Raw genomic sequence first — 18,105 nt, 5'->3', positions numbered from 1 at the left:
TTAGTAGAACGATGAAGCAAGAACGAACCGGCTTCGGCCCTGTACGCAGATGCCTCTGCTGGAGCCTTCACCAGCTTGACCGGCTTATCGTGCTGGATACCTTACTGTTCGCGACGATTATGGTGTGGAAGCTCTATCACTTCTCCAGACTGCTGTCCGTTCCTTACATGGATATGACAAGGACGGACGCTTTCATCGAGACGGGGGCTGTACTGCTTATTGCCTCCTGGACGCTGCTGCTGCCGACCAGAGGCAGGCTGCTCTCGCTGATCGGCCTGAATGCTCTGTTATCGGCGCTTCTGTATGCCGATGTTATCTATTACCGCTACTTTCAGGACTTGATCACCGTACCGGTGCTCGCTCAGCTGAGCCAGGTGGATTCGCTCGGAGACAGCATCAAGACCTTGCTGGGATGGAACGACTTTCTGCTGCTGGCCGATATTCCTCTGCTGTTGCTGTTCGGAGCTTATGTACTCTTCAGAGGCGGAGCGGACCTTCGGCAACAGCGCAGCGGCGTCGGATCAATCGGCGTCGGGACGCCAGGCACAGAGCCGTCCATCGCCGGTTCAATCGGAGGCGCCGCCCCTGCGAACGCAGTCAGATGGCGCACCATCCTCTTCCGCATCGGCGCCGGCGCAGCCGTCTTCGCGCTGGGCTTCTCCTTATTCTTCGGCCATGTGAACCGCGCTGCGGAGACGTGGGCGAAGGATCTGTTCAAGAAGGATTGGTGGAATCTGTCTCTCTACAATGTCGTTGGCGGACTCGGCTTCCATGGCTACGACCTGTACCGCTACGCCAAGCTGAACTGGCTTGACGCCGAGACGGTAACGGCCATGGAGCGTGATGAGACAGAGGCGTGGATCATGGAGCGCAGCGACAGGCGCGTGCAGCTGGAGGATGACCCGTTGTTCGGCGCTTACGAGGGAAGCAACCTGCTCATGGTGCAAGTGGAGGCGCTGCAGAGCTTCATGCTAGGCAAGACGATCGGCGGTCAGGAAATAACACCTGTGCTGAACGACCTGCTTAAGAATAGCGCTGATTTCAGTTCCTTCTATCATCAGACTGCCCAAGGTCGCACGTCGGACGCGGATTTCGCTGCGAACTGCTCGCTCCAGCCCGTTATGAGCGGCTCCGTCTTCATTCAATACGCCTCCAACGACTTTCATTGCCTGCCGGGCATGCTGAAGGATAACGGTTATTCCGCCGCCGTCTTCCACCCTTACCAGGGAGGCTTCTGGAATCGAAATGTCATGTACAACAGAATGAATTACGATCAATTCTACAGCTTGAAGCATTTCCGGATGGATGAGCCTGTAGGATGGGCGCTGGGAGACAAATCGTTCTATCGTCAATCCATGGACGTTATCGAAGATATGCCTCAGCCGTTCTACGGCTTCCTGATCACGCTGACCAGCCACCATCCTTATCGGATGCCTGCCGCGGAGAAGCGTCTGGATGTGGAGGAACTGGAAGGGACGATCATGGGAGATTACCTTCACTCCATCCATTATGCGGATGCTGCGCTTGGCGGGTTGATCCAGCGGCTGAAGGCGGATGGATTATGGGATCGTACCATTCTCGCGATATACGGGGATCATGACAATTCCATTACAGACTGGAAGCTGTATGACCGATTCATGAACGATACGGAAAGCGAGCTGGAGCAGGAGCAGATGCTGAAGCGCATTCCGCTGATCATACGGCTTCCAGGTGATGCGGAAGCCGGTACGTATACGGCCGTAGGCGGACAGCTGGATATTGCGCCCACACTGCTGCATCTGCTCGGTATATCCTCGAGAGACACAGGCATGATCGGCATGCCGCTGCTGACGAAGCAGCCGCCAGGAGAGCGCTTCGTGGCGCAGCGCTACGGTTCGTGGACGGACGGCAAGCGCTACTATCTGCCTTCGGCAGACGGATTGGCGGCAGGAAGCAGATGCTATGCCGTCCATAGCGGCGACCTGCTGGAGCCGCAGGCTTGCGAGCCCGGAACTGCGGTTGCGGAGCAGCAATTGATGATGTCGGACAGGATCGTCATGAACAATTTGATTGCCAAGCTGTTCGCAGACACCGTTCTCGAAGCGAAGGGACAATGAATAGCAATCAAGCGCAACAAGGACCGCCGCCATATAGAAAGACGCTTACGCAACCTCATAGCAAGCAGGTTCGCAAGCGTCTTTCTTGTCATGAGCATTCTTCCCCGGCTTCAGCAACCACACCGCAGCTTATTGTTCCGAAGGATGGTTAATCCGTTAATTCTCCGCATGTCCGCCATGCAGCACAAGCGCAGCCATGGCAGCCGCTCCCGGCACCAGACAATCCTCGTTCAGATTGAACTTCGGATGATGCAAGCCGTACGCTTGCTCCGCTCCCTCCTGCGGTCCGGAGCCCAGCCAGAAGAAGCAACCCGGAATCTTCTCTACGAATCTTGCGAAGTCTTCTCCGGCGAGCGTAGGAGCTGCCGCTGTCCGCTTGTCTGCGCCAAGCAGCCAGTCCAGCGTATCCTCCGCATAGCGGTTGCAGCCGGAATCGTTCACCAGCACAGGATTCTGCTCGATGAAGCGCAGCTCCGCGAGGCAGCGATGCGCCTCCGCTACGCTTTCCACGATGCGCGTGAGCCGCTCCTTCATCGTCGCCCGCACTTCCGGGTCGAACGTACGGACCGTTCCTGTCAGTTCCGCCAGCGGCGGTATGACATTATTGGCTTCCCCGGCATGTATGCTGCCGAAGGTGACGATGACGGGCGAGAACGGCGACAGCTCTCTGCTGGATATCGTCTGCAGGCTGCCAATGATCGCGGCGGATGCGACGATGGGGTCTGCTCCTTGCTCCGGCATGGCCCCGTGCGCTCCCTTCCCGTGCACCGTCAGCTCGATCCGGTCTACCGATCCCATCAGCGGGCCGGCAGCCGTAGCCACCTTCCCGGCGGGCAAGGTCGGCAGATTGTGCAAGCCGTAGATTTGATCTACGCCGTTCAGCACCCCTTCCTCCAGCATCGCCTGCGCGCCTGTGACAATTTCCTCGGCCGGCTGGAACAATAGACGCACTCTTCCCGCTATATGTTCCTTATGCTGAACCAGCAGCTTGGCCGCTCCCAGCAATATCGCGGTATGCGCGTCATGCCCGCAGGCGTGCATCTTCCCGGGCTGCCTCGAAGAGAACGCAAGCCCCGTCTCTTCATGGATCGGAAGCGCATCCATATCCGCGCGCAGCGCAATTGCGCTGCCCGGACGACCGCCCTCGATATCGGCCACGACGCCATGCCCGCCAATGCCCGTTCTCGTCTCCAGACCCAGCTGCCGCAAGCAGGACGCCACATACTCCGCCGTCTCCCCTTCTTCCAGACTGAGCTCGGGATGGGCATGCAGATGTCTTCTATGCTCAGTCAGCTCCGCTTCCAGCGCATTGGCGGAATGCCATAGCAGCTCCTTCAAGGAGACGCTATTCTCCTTTACGATCAAGGCGCTTCCCCCTCCCTTTTCCATATAAGCTTTCCATCAACCGTTTACCTGTCGGCGTCATCGCCAACCCGCCTTTCGCAGTCTCCCTGTGTCCCTCCGGCATAGCCGTTCCAATATCCAGCATGACCTGGACGACCTCGTCGGAAGGAATCGGACTCTTCACGCCGGCCAGCGCCATATCGGCTGCGGCAAGCGCATTGACGGCACCGAGACCGTTGCGGATGATGCATGGAATTTCTACCAGACCGGCTACCGGATCGCAGATGAGTCCAAGCGTATTCTTCAGGGCGAGACCCGCGGCATGCACGGATTGCTCCGGCGTTCCGCCGCGCAGCTCCACCATGGCGCCTGCAGCCATCGCAATGGCGGAGCCCACTTCCGCCTGACATCCGCCCTCCGCGCCGGAGATGAATGAATTGTTGGCGATGACATAACCGATTGCACCTGCGCAGAACAAGCCCTCCACCATCTTCTCGTCGCTCCAGCCGAATCGCTCCTGAGCGCTGACGAATACGCCCGGAATGATGCCGCACGAGCCTGCAGTCGGTGTCGCTACGATGCGGCCCATTGAAGCGTTCACTTCCGATACCGCAAGCGCATAAGCCATCGCCCTTGCGGCAGGTTCTCCCGAAGAAGCCTCATGCGCTTTGAAGTGCTCCGACACACGCTTGGCATCCCCGCCCGTCAAGCCGCTGCGGGAACGTACATCCTCGTTGACCCCTTTGCGCACCGCCTCCTTCATGACGCCGTAGTACTCCGCCATCTGCATGAATTCAACATCCGCGCCGCGGCCGGATTCTTCCGACTGCCACGCCAGCATCACTTCGGATATCCGCTGGCCGGACGATTCGCATCGCTCGATCAGCTCCTGAAGAGTTGAAAATCCCATCACACGTTCCTCCCTCTGCTCAATCCACCACATGCACTAGCCTTACACTTCTTACACTTGCCATGCTTAGCAATTCCTGCAGCGTTTCACCGCTAGGCGGTTCATCCGTCTCGATGACGGAAAGCGCATCCCCGTTCCTCCCTTTGCGGTCTACGGACATGCGGCTTATATTAAGACCGTCCTTCTCCAGTGTCCTGGATATCGAAGCGACCATTCCCTTCACATCGGCATGCTGAATGACGATGGTCGGGAAGGAAGCGCTGAAGTTGACGGAGAATCCGTTCACTTCCGTTACCCTGATCGTTCCCCCGCCGATGGAACAGCCCGTTGCCGTTACGACTTCCCCCGCTTCCGTGGACAGCGCAAAGCGCACCGTATTGGGGTGCGCATTGGGTGCCTGCCCTGTGCGGATCGCAACGCCGATACCGGCATCCTCCGCATAGTCCAGAGCATCGGGCAATCTTTCATCATCGGTACGATAACCCAGCAGTCCTCCTACCAGCGCCGCATCCGTGCCATGTCCCTGACCGGTCGCCGCGAAGGAGCCGTATAGCGTAACAACGGCTTCCTTCGGCTGTTGCTCCAGCAACGCTCTGGCTACACGTCCCAGCCGAACAGCTCCCGCCGTATGCGAGCTCGAAGGCCCCACCATAACGGGGCCTATAATCGAGAAGACATCCTTGAATCTCATGGCTTCAACCATTCCTCCACATGCTGCGCAACGAACGCATCGTCGATAAGATGCGGGTAGCTTCGGCATACCCGTTCGATTTCCTCCGCTTGGCCTGGGGACAGCTTCTCCTCAGGATTGAGGCACCATGTCCCTTCCAGCAGTCCTTGGCGGCGAAGCGCCTCGTGAATGCCGGGTATACAGCCATGGAAGTTGTGAGCCGGATCGAACAGTACCGCATTGCTGTCCGTCACCTCGGCTGCGAGCGTCATCCACTCCGCAGCCAACTGCGGTTCGGTGCGCGCTTTCTTAATATCTTCCAGCAGCTCGACCGCCTTGCTCGTCCAAGCTGCCCAGTGGCCCAGCAAGCCTCCGACGATCCGCTTCTCCACTTTCTCGCCGTTCACATCGAAGCGGAAAGTCGTCAGCAGATCGCTTACAATATTGTCGTCGTTGCCCGTATACAGAGCGATCTCGTCGCAGCGTGACGATTCCATCACCGCCCGGATCACCTCCAGCGTCTGATAACGATTGAACGGAGCCATCTTGATCGCGATGACGCCGTCTATGTCCGCGAACTTTCTCCAGAAATCGAAACTCATAATACGTCCGCCGACCGAAGGCTGCAGGTAAAAGCCGAATACGGGAATAATCTCGGCCACGCGGCGCGTTCGCTCCAATAGCTCCTCATCGCTATAATGGGAAAGTCCGCCCATGCTTAGCAGACCCGCTTCATATCCCAGATCCGCTGCAAGCCGCGCTTCGCGCAGCGCTTGCTCCGTCTCGCCGCATATGCCGGCCACCTTCATGAAGGGACGATCCAGCGCAGCGCGCTCCACTTCCTCGGCGGCCATGCGCAGTACCGTTTCCAGCAGATTATGCTCGGGATCTCTAATCTCGAATTGCGTGGAATGGACCGCAACAGCGATACCGCCCGCGCCTGACGCCATATAATAACGGGTGAGCGCTCTCTGGCGCCGCTCATCCAGCTTGCGCTCCGCCGTAAGCGCCAGCGGATGCGCAGGAATGGCCAGACCGTCATGCAGCGCTTCGTACAGTTGTTCCGACAGCTCTATTCTTCCCTTTGCGGCAGTCATTAATATTTCCCCTCCCGCTCCTGGAAGTGTGTCGGCTTATTCCACGTTTCACCATCAGCCATTACCCACTCGGCGATCCAGTCGATCATCTGGATCAGCGTCACTTTCGGATAGCCGAACGTTGCATTCGCCTTCGAAGCATTGCTGAGAAGGGCTGTCGGCGCTTCCTCGCCGGTAAAGACGACCTCCATGCCGAAGCGCTTCGCGAATTGCTCCGCGGCCCAGCGCAGCGATACGGTCTCCGGACCGGTTACATTCATAATATTGGCAGGACTTTCGCACCTCGTCAATGCCCTGAGAGCGATTTCATTGGCATCGCCTTGCCAGATCACATTGACATGCCCCATCGCGACATCGACAGGAATGCCTGCCTTCACCGTTCTGGCAATTTCCAGCAGCACGCCGTAGCGAAGATCTACCGCATAGTTCAATCGATATATGAACATTGGAATTTCATATTTGTGGGAGAAGTGCTCGAATACCCGCTCGCGTCCGAGACAAGATTGCCCGTACTCGCCGTTGGCGTTGGGAGGCGTGCTCTCCGTCGCTCCACCTTGCGAGATCGGTGTCAGCGGATACACATTGCCTGTGGAGAAGACGACGATGCGGGAATTGCGGAACTTCTCCGCGACGCGGCCAGGCAGATAGCTGTTCATCGCCCATGTGAAATGCTCGTTGCCTGTCGTTCCAAACTTGTTGCCCGCCATATAGATGACGTTCTTTACCTCCGGCAATGCTTGCAGTTCAGCATCGTTGCTCAGGTCGGCGGCGATAATTTCTAGACCGGCCTCCTCCAGCTCCGTCTTCAGAGCTGCATTGGAGAAGCGGGATACGCCGTATACACGTTTATTCAGTCCCGCCGCCTTAATGGCATTCATCGTCAACCTCGCCATGCTCGGCCCCATTTTGCCGCCTACTCCGAGCAGCATTATATCGCCATCTACCTCACTAAGCTCCTTGATCAACGCTTCTGAAGGCGTCGCCAATATCTCTTCCAGCTCTTGTACCGTTTTCATTTCCCCTCATCCTCTCTGCTATTCTATGTTCTCAGGCTTCTTCTTGCTCTATTGGCCACAACATCATTGCGGAAATTGAACGACGATGCCCAGCATATCCTGGGGCGTCTTGCTGTAGCGTTCATAGAGCTCAGGCAGCCGCTGAAATTCCACTTGCTCCGTAATAAGCGAAGCGACATCAATTCTCTTCTCGGCAACCATCCGGAGGAAGTCTTCGATATTGCGCCCTTCCGTCCAGCGGACATACCCGATGGGATAGTCGAACCCGAGCTGCTCGTAGTCTGGCTCATAGCGTCCCGGTCCTCCGGCTCTCGAGATCGTCACGTTAGCCTCCTTCGAGAAGAACAGATTGCGATCGAACGAACAGCCCGTCGCGCCAACGACCACGATATTGCCGCGATCCCGCAGCCATGGCAGCGCCATATCGATCAGGCTCTCATTCATATTGCTGGCGCATATAAGCGCGGCATCCGCACCTTTGCCGCCCGTTGTGACGGCTTGCAGCGCTTCCTTCATTTCTTCCCCGCTCTGGCAAGCATATCGCAGACCCATATGAAGCAGCCGTTCCCTGCGGGACTCCATGAGCTCGTAGCCGATGACCCGATAGTTGGACGCATGAGCAATTGCCGCAATCATCTGCCCCAATATGCCCGCTCCAACGACAATGACGGATTCCCCGAATGTAAGCTGCGCCTGTCGTACCGCATGAATAGCAATTGTGCCGATGCCGCAGAAAGCCGCCTCCTCCATCGTCACCTCATCCGGCATCTTCACGGTCAGATGCTTCGGAGAAAGCATGATCTCCCGATGCGCAGGCGTACCGTAGCACGCTACGCGGTCACCCGGCTTCACATGCGTAACTCCTTCGCCTACCTCGACGACTATGCCTGCCGCGCTATATCCTAGAGCCCCCTTGCGGCCACTCTTGATTAGCATTAATTCCGTTCCTATACTTACCGATGAGTATTGCACCTTCACTAATACGTAATGAGGCTTCACCTCCGGCTGCGGCAATTCAACGATATGCGCCTTGCCCTCATTGCTTTCTACTGCTTTCATCGTATCCTCCTCCCACCATTTGGAGCACATCTGATTGATATTTTTTGTAATTAATATTTAATATACATCAACTGATGTACGTTTCTTCTTTCATTAAATCATGCTTCCTCCACATCGTCAACCATTATTTAGAAGGCCGTGACGCAAGCTAAGCCCAGGACTTGAACAGCGAATCAAAAAATACAAGTTCAGGCACCAAGCAAAAATCGGGCCCGAGGCCCGATCAATAAGTTGAGTTTCAATTTTTTCGGTTGCGTCAATTGCTCACGGTCAGGCACTACCCGGCGCTGGCTGAAGGCTGAAGACAGCTGGCTTAAGCGATCGTATGCAGCTGCGCTTCCGTGACTTCCCCCCGCATCGGCTCGCCATTCAGCAAGCGCTGCAAGTCACCAATCGTGAACGCGCCGAGACGGTACAGGCCATTGTTGACAGAGCCTGCAATGTGCGGCAGCAGTACAACGTTCGGCAATGCACGGAACGGGTGATCGACCGCCGGCGGCTCCGGATCAGTCACATCCAGGCAAGCGAACAGCCTGCCTCTGCGCAAGTGTTGTACGAGCGCAGCTTCATCAATAATCGCTCCTCTTGCCGTATTGATCAGAATGCAATCATCCTTCATCAGCCCGAATGCATCGTCATTGAACATTCTGTACGTCTCCGGCAATGCCGGCGCATGAATGGATATGACATTGGATTGGGTGAGCAATTGTTGAAAGCTTACCTTTGTCGCCCCCATAGCGGCAGCCTGCTCTTCCGTCACCAGTGGATCGTACAGCAATAGCTCCACTTCAAAATTACGCATCAGCTTCACGTAATGCCTGCCCGCGTTCCCTGCTCCAACTACGCCTACCTTAATGCCGTAAAGCTCCGTCACGCGATCCGTTCCACCCCAGCCGCCTTCACGCATATATTGCGAAAGCCGCCACATATCCTTCAAAGATGCGATCGTCAGGCCAAGCGCCGTCTCCGCCACACCGATGCCTAATGCTTCCGCACCGCTCGACACTCTTATTCCCTTTCCCCACACCTCGGGAGTCACAATTCCTTTCACTGTGCCTGCCGCGTGCAATACTGCCTTCAAGTTCGGGGCATGTGCCAACAAATCTTCCGTCAATTCCCGGCTCCCCCACGATGTGATGGCAATATCGGCGTCAGTCAATTGCTCCGCCAGTTGACTCGTTGTTAGAGCCTGATCGTAGTTATGCAATCTCACATTGCCCAACTGCCTCAATTGCTCCAAATGCCGGTCATGAAAAATCCGATTCAATGTCACGTTTCCCGCCAAAAAAGAAATATTCAGCATTTTCCCATCTCCTCTACTTTTGGTTTCGTCATCCGCCATCATATTGCAGGCAACAACTAGTATACTTTGGTCTGAAATGAACGATGTATTACACACTTACCATCATACCCCTCCTTCTTCTTTCGTTCATTTCCCATAACCACTTTTAAAATGTAGTATACTTTGGTATAATTATAAGTAGCTAAAACCATGCAGTCAATTCATATTTTTGATAAATTTTCTATCTCAGGCAGGAGGACTTCCATGAAAGCAAGTCGATCGGCTTCCCGCAGCAAGTCTGAATTCATGATCACTACGCTGCGCAATGAAATAACGGCAGGGAAATACGAGGTTGGAAAGTATCTTCCTTCGGAGTTGGAGCTGTGCAGCTTGTTCGGCATTAGTAAAATGACCGTCCGCAAAGGACTGGAGGTGCTGGTCGAAGAGGGTTATATCGAGAAGGTGCCGCGAATCGGAGCCAAGGTAGTCTCGACAATCCATGCCTGCGTAATTACGCTGCGCTTCGGTTATTACCCCTCACTGGAGCAGGAAACGAAGCTGTTGCAATTGATAGAACTGTTCCACGACCGGTATCCGAACTTGCGTATTCAGCCTATCCCGCTGCAATATCCGACACATGACCAATATTTCTCGAGCTACTTCCAGGAACTGAAGCTGGATCTGATGAGCATTAATGCGCAGGATTACGAGGACATACACGATTTGTCTTTACTTGAGCCCATGCCCAGGAACGAGGGTGTCTACCGGTTATTGAACATGCCGTTCATGATAGATGAGGAAGCGGTCGCGGTGCAGCCCTTTGTTTTCACGCCGGTTATTCTGTGCTATAACAGAGAGCACTTCAAGGAGAAAAATGTGCCTGAGCCTGATGCGTGCTGGTCGTGGGGGGATGTGCAGGAGGCAAGCCGGAAGCTGGCGGTGCCGGGCGACAGATACGGACTTGTCTTCCATACGTTGTCCGACAACCGATGGCCTCTGTTCCTGCTGCAGAACGGCGTTGTATTCGAGCCGCAATCGGACGGGCGTTATCACCTGGCCAATGACCGTAAGCTGAAGGATGCGCTTGCCACATGCAAGGAACTGATGAGCGACGAGAGTCTGTTCCCTCTTCATCTGTCCCGCAGCGACAACGATATTAAAGATCTGTTCCGCCGGCAAAAAGTGTCCATGATGATCGCCACCTACTCCACATTAAACGGCTTGCAGCCGCGCCAGGACGAAGAGCGGCAGCTCCGGTACGATATCGCGCCAGTTCCCTTCTTGCGGGAAGCGAAGTCGCTGCTAATCGTCATTGGACTTGCAGTGAGCAAGCATTCCGAACATAAGGCGGCCGCACGCCGATTCGTGGAATTCATGCAATCCGAAGAAGCGCAGCTCTTCCTTCGAAAGCATACGCTTAGCGTCCCCGCGCTCAAGACGGCTGCGGAATGGAGCGGGAAGGAAACTATGAATCGTCCGCCGCGCTTTCATCTGTTCCGGGAGACGATGAATACGTTCCGATATTACACAGATTTAAATCTGTCGCATCGGCAGTTGTCTCTCATGAGGGACGAGCTGAAGCTCTATTGGGCCAACCTGGAGACGCTGGACAACGTACTGCGAAAAATCCAGGATAAGCTTGCTCAAAGCAATGACTTGCGAGCAAATTAACCGGCTTGCAGCATTCACGCGATTCACGGCAAGAAGCCTCTACCCCGCTGTTCAAGCGGTTGTAGAGGCTTCTTGTTCATGTGAGACACTCTTGTGTCATCGAAGATTTAAAGTCGCATTATGCTGAAAACCGGTCAGATTGTCCTGAAGCGTATCTTCGTCCATCATGCCGCTCCAATATTCCTTCAGCCACTTGGTCAATTGGCGCAGCTGCCGCATGTTCATGCCCAGCTCCGAATGGTAAGCGAAGGAGGGAATCATCTCGCGATACATGGCATACCGCGAAGGCAGCTTCACTGACGCTTGGCCGCTCCGCTCGCTGCAGTCTCTGCGGGCCGGTATGCCGACCGTCCGGTCCCGTATGATGCCTTGCGCTTCCGCCGAGCTCAAGTATTCCACGAATTGGCGCGCCGCTTCTCTGGCACGTGAGTGCTTCACAAGCGCCGTCCCGATGGAGATCAGCAGCGTCTTCTGCGGATCGCCCCGATGCAGAGCCGGTAACGGGCATATATCGTAATCCAGACCTTGGCGCGACAGCTCTTTCAAATTATAGTACGTGCACATAATCATAGAGACACGACCGTCCGCGAACAGACCGATCGTCTCATCATTGCCCTTCGCCATGTAGGGAGGGAATATGTCCCGGCTGGCGATCAGTTCATTCAGCTTGTTCAGCCCTTCCCTTAAGCGGTGACGGAGACTGGCAGCGGCCTCTCCTTCCTTGGCATAGCGGGCAAGGCTCTGCAGCAGGAATACAGGATAACGATTCTCCGACGTAGGCAGAAAGTAGATGCCATGCCGTCCCGGCGACAGCGACAGCTTCGCAGCGGCTGCCATCAAGTCATCCCATGTCCAGTAGCTGTCCGGCTCATGCAGCCCCGCTTCAGCGAAATGCCGCTTGTTGTAGCAGAGCACAACAGGCGAGAAGGACAACGGCCGGGCATACAATGTCCCCTGATAGCGAAAGGCGTCTTCCGCGATCGGATGCGCGCTCTCATCGTGCTGCTGTACTTCAAGCGCATCGCCGATTCCCGCTTCGGCCCATTCCTGGAACTGCGGGCTGTTCAGCGCTACTGCATCAAGCAAGCCGTTGCCGATCATCTCTTGCGCCGAATCCAGATAATTGTGCTGGTTCAATGTGATTCGCCGGATATGAATGCCGGGATATCGCGAGCTGAAGTCCGCAATCAAGTCGTCGATGACAAAATCGGACGGGAAGCTGTTGGAGCAACCGAAATGCACAGTAATCGCGCCTTCGCCCTTGGACGTCACTTTGCTGCCGACCCGGTCGATCTTCACAATCAACCCTTCCTCGACTAGCTGATCCAGCCCTTTGCGAATCGACTTGTTGCTTAATTGGAACTGCTTGGCAAGCATGCTTTCGGATGGCAGGTAACTGCCCTCCTGCCTGATGCCATTCCTGATTTCCGTCCGGATAACATCGACAAAGTGGGCAAGCCGCTCATGAAACGATCGTTTATCTGATTTATTTGTCATGTACCATTTCACCTATTTCGGATTTCATCAACATCAGTAACATTGTTATGCATGCGCATGGGCTTTGTCAATGTTCTGCTCTTATTTCCCGTATTGCTCCAGCCAATCCAGCACTTCATCGAACGTATCCACCGCTACAACGTTCAGATCCGGAGCGGCATTGCGAGCCGCCTCTGCTCCGGCGGATGGGACAAAGAACACGTCGGCACCCGTTCGGCTTACAGCGTACGCCTTCTGAGGAATACCGCCGACCATGCCAATGGAACCATCGTATTCAATCGTCCCGGTTCCCGCCACGCGCAAGCCTTGCGAGACAGAATCGCCGGTGAGCTGCTCGTAGATCGCCAGCGTCAGCATGGCGCCATGCGACGGGCCTCCAAGATGTGCGATGTAGCTCTCGTAGGTCATCTCGCGCGGCTTATCCAGCCTGACATCCGGCTCAATGGATATGCCCATCACAGCGCGCTTGCCTCCATCGTCCACCGCCTCCACGGTCGGCACCTCGATCGCCTCCTCCCGCGTCCCGCTCCTGACTACGTCTATGTACACGATCTGTCCAGGCTTCACAGCTTCCAGCATGTAAGCCGCCAACTCTTCCATGCGCTGGACAGGCTTCCCATCCAGCCCGACAATGACATCTCCCGCACGCAGCCGCCCCTCTGCGGGACTTCCCTTCGTAACCGCTACGATTCGTACTCCTTCAGGTACAACGCCCTTCCCGATCCCGGCCTTCTCCATCGCTATCGCGGCGGCGACGTCATTGGCGCTGCGCTTCATCGCCACCACTTCGGCGAACGTCTCCGTCAGCGGCGGCTCATTGTCCGGGATTCGTTCGAATCGATAGAGCGGGAACAACTTCGCATAGAGCCAGTCCGCTGCAACGGCAGGACGTTCGAACACCAGCACTCCGTCTACGACCGAACCCTCTTCACCGCCCTCCACATGCGCATACCGCTGCATGTTCACCGTCATGCCGGGGTAAGTAACCCGGTAGCCCGTCGGCCACAGCAGGACTGCCAACAGCATTGCGAACGCCAGCAGTACGGCGATGCTTCTGCGCGGCACGCGATGCCTGCCTCCTTCTCTCGTCTCGCTTACGATCATTTCCGTCAGCTGCAGTATACATAAGATGACAAGCAGAACGATCTGTTCCAGAAACCTTCCCGGAGCAATGACGATGTAACAAGCCGTGCCGAAGGCAAGTACGGCAAGCAGCATTCGCAGCGCATTCAGCCACCGGGGCGATTCCTTGGCCCGAGTGCGCACGTAAGCGCCGATTCCCCACATGAGCGGAATGAAAGCGATCGTCAGCAGAAGCCAATCGATCATCTCGATCCACTGCATCCCGCCCGCTGTCTCCAGCGGCGCCGGCAGCCAGATTAATTGCGCCGCAGCAATAACGGCTATGGCGCCGGCCATTCCCGCATAATAGTACCCCGTTCCTGCCGATATCCCTCTGTCTCTGTATCCGTTATGCCTCACTGCCTGTCTCCTCCTTATACGAAAAAAGCAATGAAACGAGTCCGCTTCCGGCCTGAACCCGCTTCACTGCTATATGGACAATCGTCCCGGTCCATGCGATTATCTGCTCTGCAAATACTCTTGCTGCTCCGCCCCAATTCCTCTGTCTCTCGCTTCGCCGCCTTCGATCTCGATGATCCGCTGCAGCCAAGCGGAAGGCGCGTACCCCGACTCTCTGGCCCGATGCAGCAGCTCCGCGTAATGTAAGCATTGCTCATATCCGCTCAGCTTGCGTATGACGGCAATGTACTCGACAACCAGCTCGCGAGCTTCATGCGGCGTATACCTATAATGGCTGACCAGCGCTTCGGCGATGCCCCGTTCATACAGACTGAGTCTCACCCGTGTCTTTGGCATCCTCATATAACCACCTTCCTCCTGAATACACATGATAACCGACAAGTCTCAGGTGAGATTCCCATCGTTCCGAAGCGAATACGACCTGATTGCCCAAGCTTAACGCGTCCATTCTCCGTCCCGTGCGCGACTTCGTGATTTCATCGTAAAACCATGCATCGTCTTTATTTAATTGTACTGCTTTATGTACAATTTTGCCAGTGTCATTGTCCGCCATCGGACCGATAATAATCTCCGGATGCGTCTCGCAAGGGTCCGTGCCCTTCACCGTCATCCGGCGATGGCCATATATGAAGGAAGCCCATGCAAGGGAATCCGACAGGAACAGCAGCGGCTCCGTCTGAGGCGGAATGCTTACCAGCTCTACGACCAGTACGCACGGCTTGCCGCCATCCAAGCTTTCCTTGGCTGTCTTGTGCGCCCAATGACGCGCCTGGGCGATCGAGATCGTCGTGTAGAAGCCCTCTCCGAAGTCCTTGCCCGGCCGCCAATAGCGGGAAGCAAGCAGCTTCTTGGAGAAGGAGTCCACCGTGCGGCTGGTCGTGCCGTGATAGAGCAGTTGAGGTGTCGTTATATCCATGCCATACTCCTTTCTACCCTTCAAATGAAAAAAACCCAACAGAATCATGCTGTCGGGTTCATGGTGCGGTTATGCTGTATGAATGATCGAAATGATTACTTCTTCAAATGGACCAATGCCTTGTCGATCGCTTCATCTTCCGTTGCGCCCTTCACGTAACGGCCGTTAATGAATACAAACGCGTATTTCGCGCACGGACCGCAATAGGACTTGCACCCTACCTTGATCTCCGTTCCCGGCGCACGCTTCTCCAGCTTCTGAACAGCCGTCTTCATACGCATATGCTTGCACTTGTCGCACACTCTTATATCATTCTTCGCCATTGCTCATCATCCCGTTCCGTCTTCGCTATCCGCGAGCATTAATGATCTCCGTGATTGCCCTTGGACGGATTCGTTACGGCGAATCCCTCTTCCGGCATATAAAAATAATCGATTCGCACGCCATCCAAAAACGCGTTGTCCTTCTCCAGAATGACGTCGATATCCTTATCCGTCGTCACAACGATATCGTTGTCGTTCGGGTCGTCGATGGCCATGCCGTAATGCGCATGGTCGCCATGGGCATGCGTGACGTACACTCTCAGCTTCTTGCCTTCATGCTCAGGCTTATCCAGCTCCAGCCGCAGCATCTTTGCCGCATTGCGGGTAATTTTACATTTCATGGATTCCAGCTCCTTCTACGCCTTGCAGCTCTGTTCCAGCCATTTACGATATATTATACTTCTTCTCCATCCTGCGGGCAAACCATTCCGCAATAATCATCGTAACGGCGATATCATCGACGGGCAGCATCGGCAGTGCATCCGGCATTACCCAATAGACAAGCACGGGCACTCCGAAAAGCAGCTTGTCCGCCAGCGATACGTCCTTTGATCTCAACACCCGGAAAATAAGTGCGAAGGTCGACCGCCAATGCCTTAGCGACAACAGTTTCCGCATCCTCCCACCTGCCTTTGCCCTGACGTATGTCCTCCCTATCAGTATAGCACAGCTTTCGTGTACGCATACCGTCCGCTTGGGCAAAGACAGGCAGCAAGTCTTCACAGCCGAAGCGCCTCCGCCAGCAGCGGCTGCAGCTCCGTGTAAATAGAGTCGAATTGATTCATCGGCAATGGATTCTTGCCCCATCCGGCCTCAACGGTAAAGCCGGGCTTGCGAAAGCGCTGGATGAACCAGTCCTTGTAGCCGGCATCGCTGCCGCTCAGCCTGACCGGCTTATACCCGCTCACTGCGCCAAGCCGATCCGCCAGCCCCTCTGCATGAGGGGGCTCCATGTCGCGATAGTTCCAATAGATCTCTCTGCCCTGCGTATGAAGCGCCACCACCGCATCGAACCGAAGCCGCTCCGTCAGCTCCGCCAGCGCTTCGGCTTCCGGCTCGCTTAGCGGGCACGGTCCCGGATAATCGCTGGACGCAGGTCCCTGCACGCCGCGGCGCTTGCATTCCTCCAGCCAGAATGCCGGGAATTGGTCATTCAAGTCCACTCCGCGTATATTCGCCTTCCACCCGCTGAAGTCTTCCGAACCGCCATTCCACTCCTTCAGCCGGCAGTATAGCGGATACTCCGGATTAAGCCTTCCTTGGGCCAGCTCCACGCCGTCCGGATTAACCATGGGCACAGCCCACAGCGTCGCGGATGCAAGCAACGCTCGGGCAGGATGGCCGCCTATCGCTTCTCCATATGCGTAGGCTTCGCACAATTCCTCCAGAAATCGCATCAGCAGCGCCGAAGTGATCCATTCATTGGCATGGAACGAAGCGTTCATATGAATGCGCCTGGGCCCATAACCGAGACGAAGGGCAGCCAACGGTTGTCCCAGCACGCTCCGCCCAATCGGATAGAGCGAGAGAAACGGATAGGCGGCGGTCAGCTCGCCGCATCGCTGCATCATCCTGCTGTAGCTGTATGCGTCTGTTGTCATATCCGTACGCCTCCCCATCGCCGCATTGTTGGCTTTCATCCCTAGCCTATGCCGTCCCAGGCTCATCCTAGTCGCAAAATTGGAGAAAAGTCATCCTTCAAAATGACGACGCCACAAAAAACAGGCCCGCCAGTAAAACTGACAGTCCCGTTCACCAATAGCCTCTCTCGGCTTGCTTCCCGGCTCAATTGAAGTGAGCTTCTTGCCGCTTCCGGAGGGGTCAGCAAATCGTCGGCACCTGCCACACAACAGGCGTCAAATCAATCTGTTCCCCCAACCATTGCTGGGCGATCACCTTGAACATGCCGGGCTCTCCACTGCAAAAAAACTGATGAACCGGCAGCTGGTCGCTTCTCGCCAGCTTCCGCTTATCCTGCAGTATCGTGCTGACTTCCCGGGCCGTCTCCTCCGCTGAGCTGATTAACGCCACCTCGCTGCCCATCACCTCGGAGATGGCGTCCATCAAATATGGATAATGCGTACAGCCTAGAATAAGGCAGTCGATCGGATAGCGCTTCATATGCCCGATGACGTCTCTAACCGTGTCATATGTTTCTCCCGAGCGGAAGTTGCCGCGCTCCACAAGCGGCACGAATTGGGGGCAAGCCTGGCTGATGACCTGGACATGAGGCGACAGCTCGCGCAAAGCGATGTCGTAAGCCTCGCTTCTAATCGTCCCTTCCGTTCCGATGACGCCTACGCAGCCTGTCGTCGTCCGGCCAATCGCCGCTCTTGCTCCGGGATTGATGACGCCGACCACCGGTATATCCACTCTGGACCGGATATCCGACATCGCTACTGCCGTTGCCGTATTGCAAGCGATAACGATCATTTTGGGTTGATATTGGATTAAGTAACTCACAATTTCTCTTGTAAATCGCATCACTTCCCGGGGAGTTCTCGGGCCGTACGGCGTCCGAGCCGTGTCGCCAAAGTATATGATCTTCTCCCGCGGCAGCTGACGCATAACTTCCTTCACTACCGTTAACCCGCCTACGCCGGAATCCAGAACTGCAATCGGTTGCTGCACAAACACACCGCTTTCTTCTTCATGATGATAGGTCGCCGTGACAAGATAGCA

18 protein-coding genes are annotated in these 18,105 nt (G+C 55.7%); 2 read left to right on the top strand and 16 right to left on the bottom strand.

What is annotated here, in order from left to right:
- Positions 1-11: 11 nt before the first annotated feature.
- The gene (locus M6D81_RS02585; RefSeq protein WP_262675237.1) at positions 12-2,096 is read left to right on the top strand and encodes an LTA synthase family protein; all 2,085 of its coding nucleotides are present in this window, start codon (positions 12-14) and stop codon (positions 2,094-2,096) included.
- Between the two features lie 156 nt (positions 2,097-2,252).
- Here the strand turns inward: M6D81_RS02585 and M6D81_RS02580 are convergent, their stop codons facing one another.
- From M6D81_RS02580 to M6D81_RS02550, 7 genes are all read right to left on the bottom strand, one after another.
- Entirely contained in the window at positions 2,253-3,461 is a 1,209-nt protein-coding gene (locus tag M6D81_RS02580) for a M20 metallopeptidase family protein (protein ID WP_262675236.1), read from the bottom strand.
- Positions 3,442-4,350, bottom strand: a complete 909-nt coding sequence (sdaAA, locus tag M6D81_RS02575) for an L-serine ammonia-lyase, iron-sulfur-dependent, subunit alpha (RefSeq protein ID WP_262675235.1) — start codon at positions 4,348-4,350, stop codon at positions 3,442-3,444. Before sdaAA ends, M6D81_RS02580 begins: the two co-directional genes overlap by 20 nt.
- Before the next feature lie 19 nt (positions 4,351-4,369).
- Positions 4,370-5,041: an L-serine ammonia-lyase, iron-sulfur-dependent subunit beta gene (gene sdaAB / locus M6D81_RS02570; protein ID WP_262675234.1), complete on the bottom strand. Its 672-nt coding sequence runs from the start codon at positions 5,039-5,041 to the stop codon at positions 4,370-4,372.
- On the bottom strand, positions 5,038-6,117 hold the full coding sequence (locus tag M6D81_RS02565) for a dihydrodipicolinate synthase family protein (RefSeq protein WP_262675233.1): 1,080 nt from the start codon (positions 6,115-6,117) through the stop codon (positions 5,038-5,040). Before M6D81_RS02565 ends, sdaAB begins: the two co-directional genes overlap by 4 nt.
- Positions 6,117-7,133 (bottom strand): NAD-dependent epimerase/dehydratase family protein, encoded by a 1,017-nt coding sequence (locus tag M6D81_RS02560; RefSeq protein WP_262675232.1) that lies wholly within the window; start codon positions 7,131-7,133, stop codon positions 6,117-6,119. Before M6D81_RS02560 ends, M6D81_RS02565 begins: the two co-directional genes overlap by 1 nt.
- Positions 7,134-7,196: 63 nt before the next feature.
- Complete coding sequence (locus M6D81_RS02555; RefSeq protein ID WP_262675231.1) at positions 7,197-8,192, bottom strand: zinc-dependent alcohol dehydrogenase; 996 nt, start codon at positions 8,190-8,192, stop codon at positions 7,197-7,199.
- A gap of 313 nt (positions 8,193-8,505) precedes the next feature.
- The gene (locus M6D81_RS02550) at positions 8,506-9,495 is read right to left on the bottom strand and encodes a hydroxyacid dehydrogenase (RefSeq protein ID WP_262675230.1); all 990 of its coding nucleotides are present in this window, start codon (positions 9,493-9,495) and stop codon (positions 8,506-8,508) included.
- Between the two features lie 243 nt (positions 9,496-9,738).
- Between M6D81_RS02550 and M6D81_RS02545 the strand changes: the two genes are divergently transcribed.
- Positions 9,739-11,145 carry an extracellular solute-binding protein gene (locus M6D81_RS02545; protein ID WP_262675229.1) on the top strand — a complete coding sequence of 469 codons (1,407 nt, stop codon included), beginning with the start codon at positions 9,739-9,741 and terminating at the stop codon, positions 11,143-11,145.
- Between the two features lie 96 nt (positions 11,146-11,241).
- On the opposite strand, the gene M6D81_RS02540 is transcribed toward M6D81_RS02545, so the two are convergent.
- From M6D81_RS02540 to racE, 9 genes are all read right to left on the bottom strand, one after another.
- Positions 11,242-12,642, bottom strand: coding sequence for an extracellular solute-binding protein (locus tag M6D81_RS02540; RefSeq protein WP_262675228.1), 1,401 nt, complete (start codon positions 12,640-12,642; stop codon positions 11,242-11,244).
- Positions 12,643-12,723: 81 nt separating this feature from the next.
- Entirely contained in the window at positions 12,724-14,124 is a 1,401-nt protein-coding gene (locus M6D81_RS02535; protein WP_262675227.1) for a PDZ domain-containing protein, read from the bottom strand.
- A 99-nt stretch (positions 14,125-14,223) separates the two neighbouring features.
- Positions 14,224-14,520: a hypothetical protein gene (locus tag M6D81_RS02530; RefSeq protein WP_262675226.1), complete on the bottom strand. Its 297-nt coding sequence runs from the start codon at positions 14,518-14,520 to the stop codon at positions 14,224-14,226.
- Entirely contained in the window at positions 14,486-15,100 is a 615-nt protein-coding gene (locus M6D81_RS02525) for a DUF3990 domain-containing protein (protein WP_262675225.1), read from the bottom strand. Before M6D81_RS02525 ends, M6D81_RS02530 begins: the two co-directional genes overlap by 35 nt.
- Positions 15,101-15,195: 95 nt before the next feature.
- A complete protein-coding gene (locus M6D81_RS02520) occupies positions 15,196-15,423 on the bottom strand; it encodes a YuzB family protein (RefSeq protein ID WP_262675224.1) in 228 nt (75 codons plus the stop codon).
- Between the two features lie 38 nt (positions 15,424-15,461).
- Positions 15,462-15,764, bottom strand: coding sequence for an iron-sulfur cluster assembly accessory protein (locus tag M6D81_RS02515; protein ID WP_262675223.1), 303 nt, complete (start codon positions 15,762-15,764; stop codon positions 15,462-15,464).
- Positions 15,765-15,807: 43 nt separating this feature from the next.
- Positions 15,808-16,041, bottom strand: coding sequence for a hypothetical protein (locus M6D81_RS02510; protein WP_262675222.1), 234 nt, complete (start codon positions 16,039-16,041; stop codon positions 15,808-15,810).
- 101 nt (positions 16,042-16,142) lie between these two features.
- Positions 16,143-17,024, bottom strand: coding sequence for a M14 family metallopeptidase (locus M6D81_RS02505; protein ID WP_262675221.1), 882 nt, complete (start codon positions 17,022-17,024; stop codon positions 16,143-16,145).
- Between the two features lie 220 nt (positions 17,025-17,244).
- Positions 17,245-18,054: a glutamate racemase gene (racE, locus tag M6D81_RS02500; RefSeq protein WP_317259089.1), complete on the bottom strand. Its 810-nt coding sequence runs from the start codon at positions 18,052-18,054 to the stop codon at positions 17,245-17,247.
- Positions 18,055-18,105 lie beyond the last annotated feature (51 nt).

Origin of the sequence: Paenibacillus sp. J5C2022 (assembly GCF_025567625.1) — a bacterium.
Lineage (GTDB): Bacteria > Bacillota > Bacilli > Paenibacillales > Paenibacillaceae > Pristimantibacillus.
This window is presented reverse-complemented; position numbering and strand designations above follow the sequence as displayed.

Coding starts and splice junctions, on each gene's coding strand:
- sdaAB (WP_262675234.1), bottom strand. CDS start 5,041: ATGAGATTCAAGGATGTCTTCTCGATTATAGGCCCCGTTATGGTGGGG.
- M6D81_RS02560 (WP_262675232.1), bottom strand. CDS start 7,133: ATGAAAACGGTACAAGAGCTGGAAGAGATATTGGCGACGCCTTCAGAA.
- M6D81_RS02585 (WP_262675237.1), top strand. CDS start 12: ATGAAGCAAGAACGAACCGGCTTCGGCCCTGTACGCAGATGCCTCTGC.
- M6D81_RS02510 (WP_262675222.1), bottom strand. CDS start 16,041: ATGCGGAAACTGTTGTCGCTAAGGCATTGGCGGTCGACCTTCGCACTT.
- M6D81_RS02555 (WP_262675231.1), bottom strand. CDS start 8,192: ATGAAAGCAGTAGAAAGCAATGAGGGCAAGGCGCATATCGTTGAATTG.
- M6D81_RS02550 (WP_262675230.1), bottom strand. CDS start 9,495: ATGCTGAATATTTCTTTTTTGGCGGGAAACGTGACATTGAATCGGATT.
- M6D81_RS02530 (WP_262675226.1), bottom strand. CDS start 14,520: ATGCCAAAGACACGGGTGAGACTCAGTCTGTATGAACGGGGCATCGCC.
- M6D81_RS02515 (WP_262675223.1), bottom strand. CDS start 15,764: ATGAAATGTAAAATTACCCGCAATGCGGCAAAGATGCTGCGGCTGGAG.
- M6D81_RS02520 (WP_262675224.1), bottom strand. CDS start 15,423: ATGGCGAAGAATGATATAAGAGTGTGCGACAAGTGCAAGCATATGCGT.
- M6D81_RS02540 (WP_262675228.1), bottom strand. CDS start 12,642: ATGACAAATAAATCAGATAAACGATCGTTTCATGAGCGGCTTGCCCAC.
- M6D81_RS02505 (WP_262675221.1), bottom strand. CDS start 17,024: ATGACAACAGACGCATACAGCTACAGCAGGATGATGCAGCGATGCGGC.
- sdaAA (WP_262675235.1), bottom strand. CDS start 4,350: ATGGGATTTTCAACTCTTCAGGAGCTGATCGAGCGATGCGAATCGTCC.
- M6D81_RS02525 (WP_262675225.1), bottom strand. CDS start 15,100: ATGGATATAACGACACCTCAACTGCTCTATCACGGCACGACCAGCCGC.
- M6D81_RS02545 (WP_262675229.1), top strand. CDS start 9,739: ATGAAAGCAAGTCGATCGGCTTCCCGCAGCAAGTCTGAATTCATGATC.
- M6D81_RS02565 (WP_262675233.1), bottom strand. CDS start 6,117: ATGACTGCCGCAAAGGGAAGAATAGAGCTGTCGGAACAACTGTACGAA.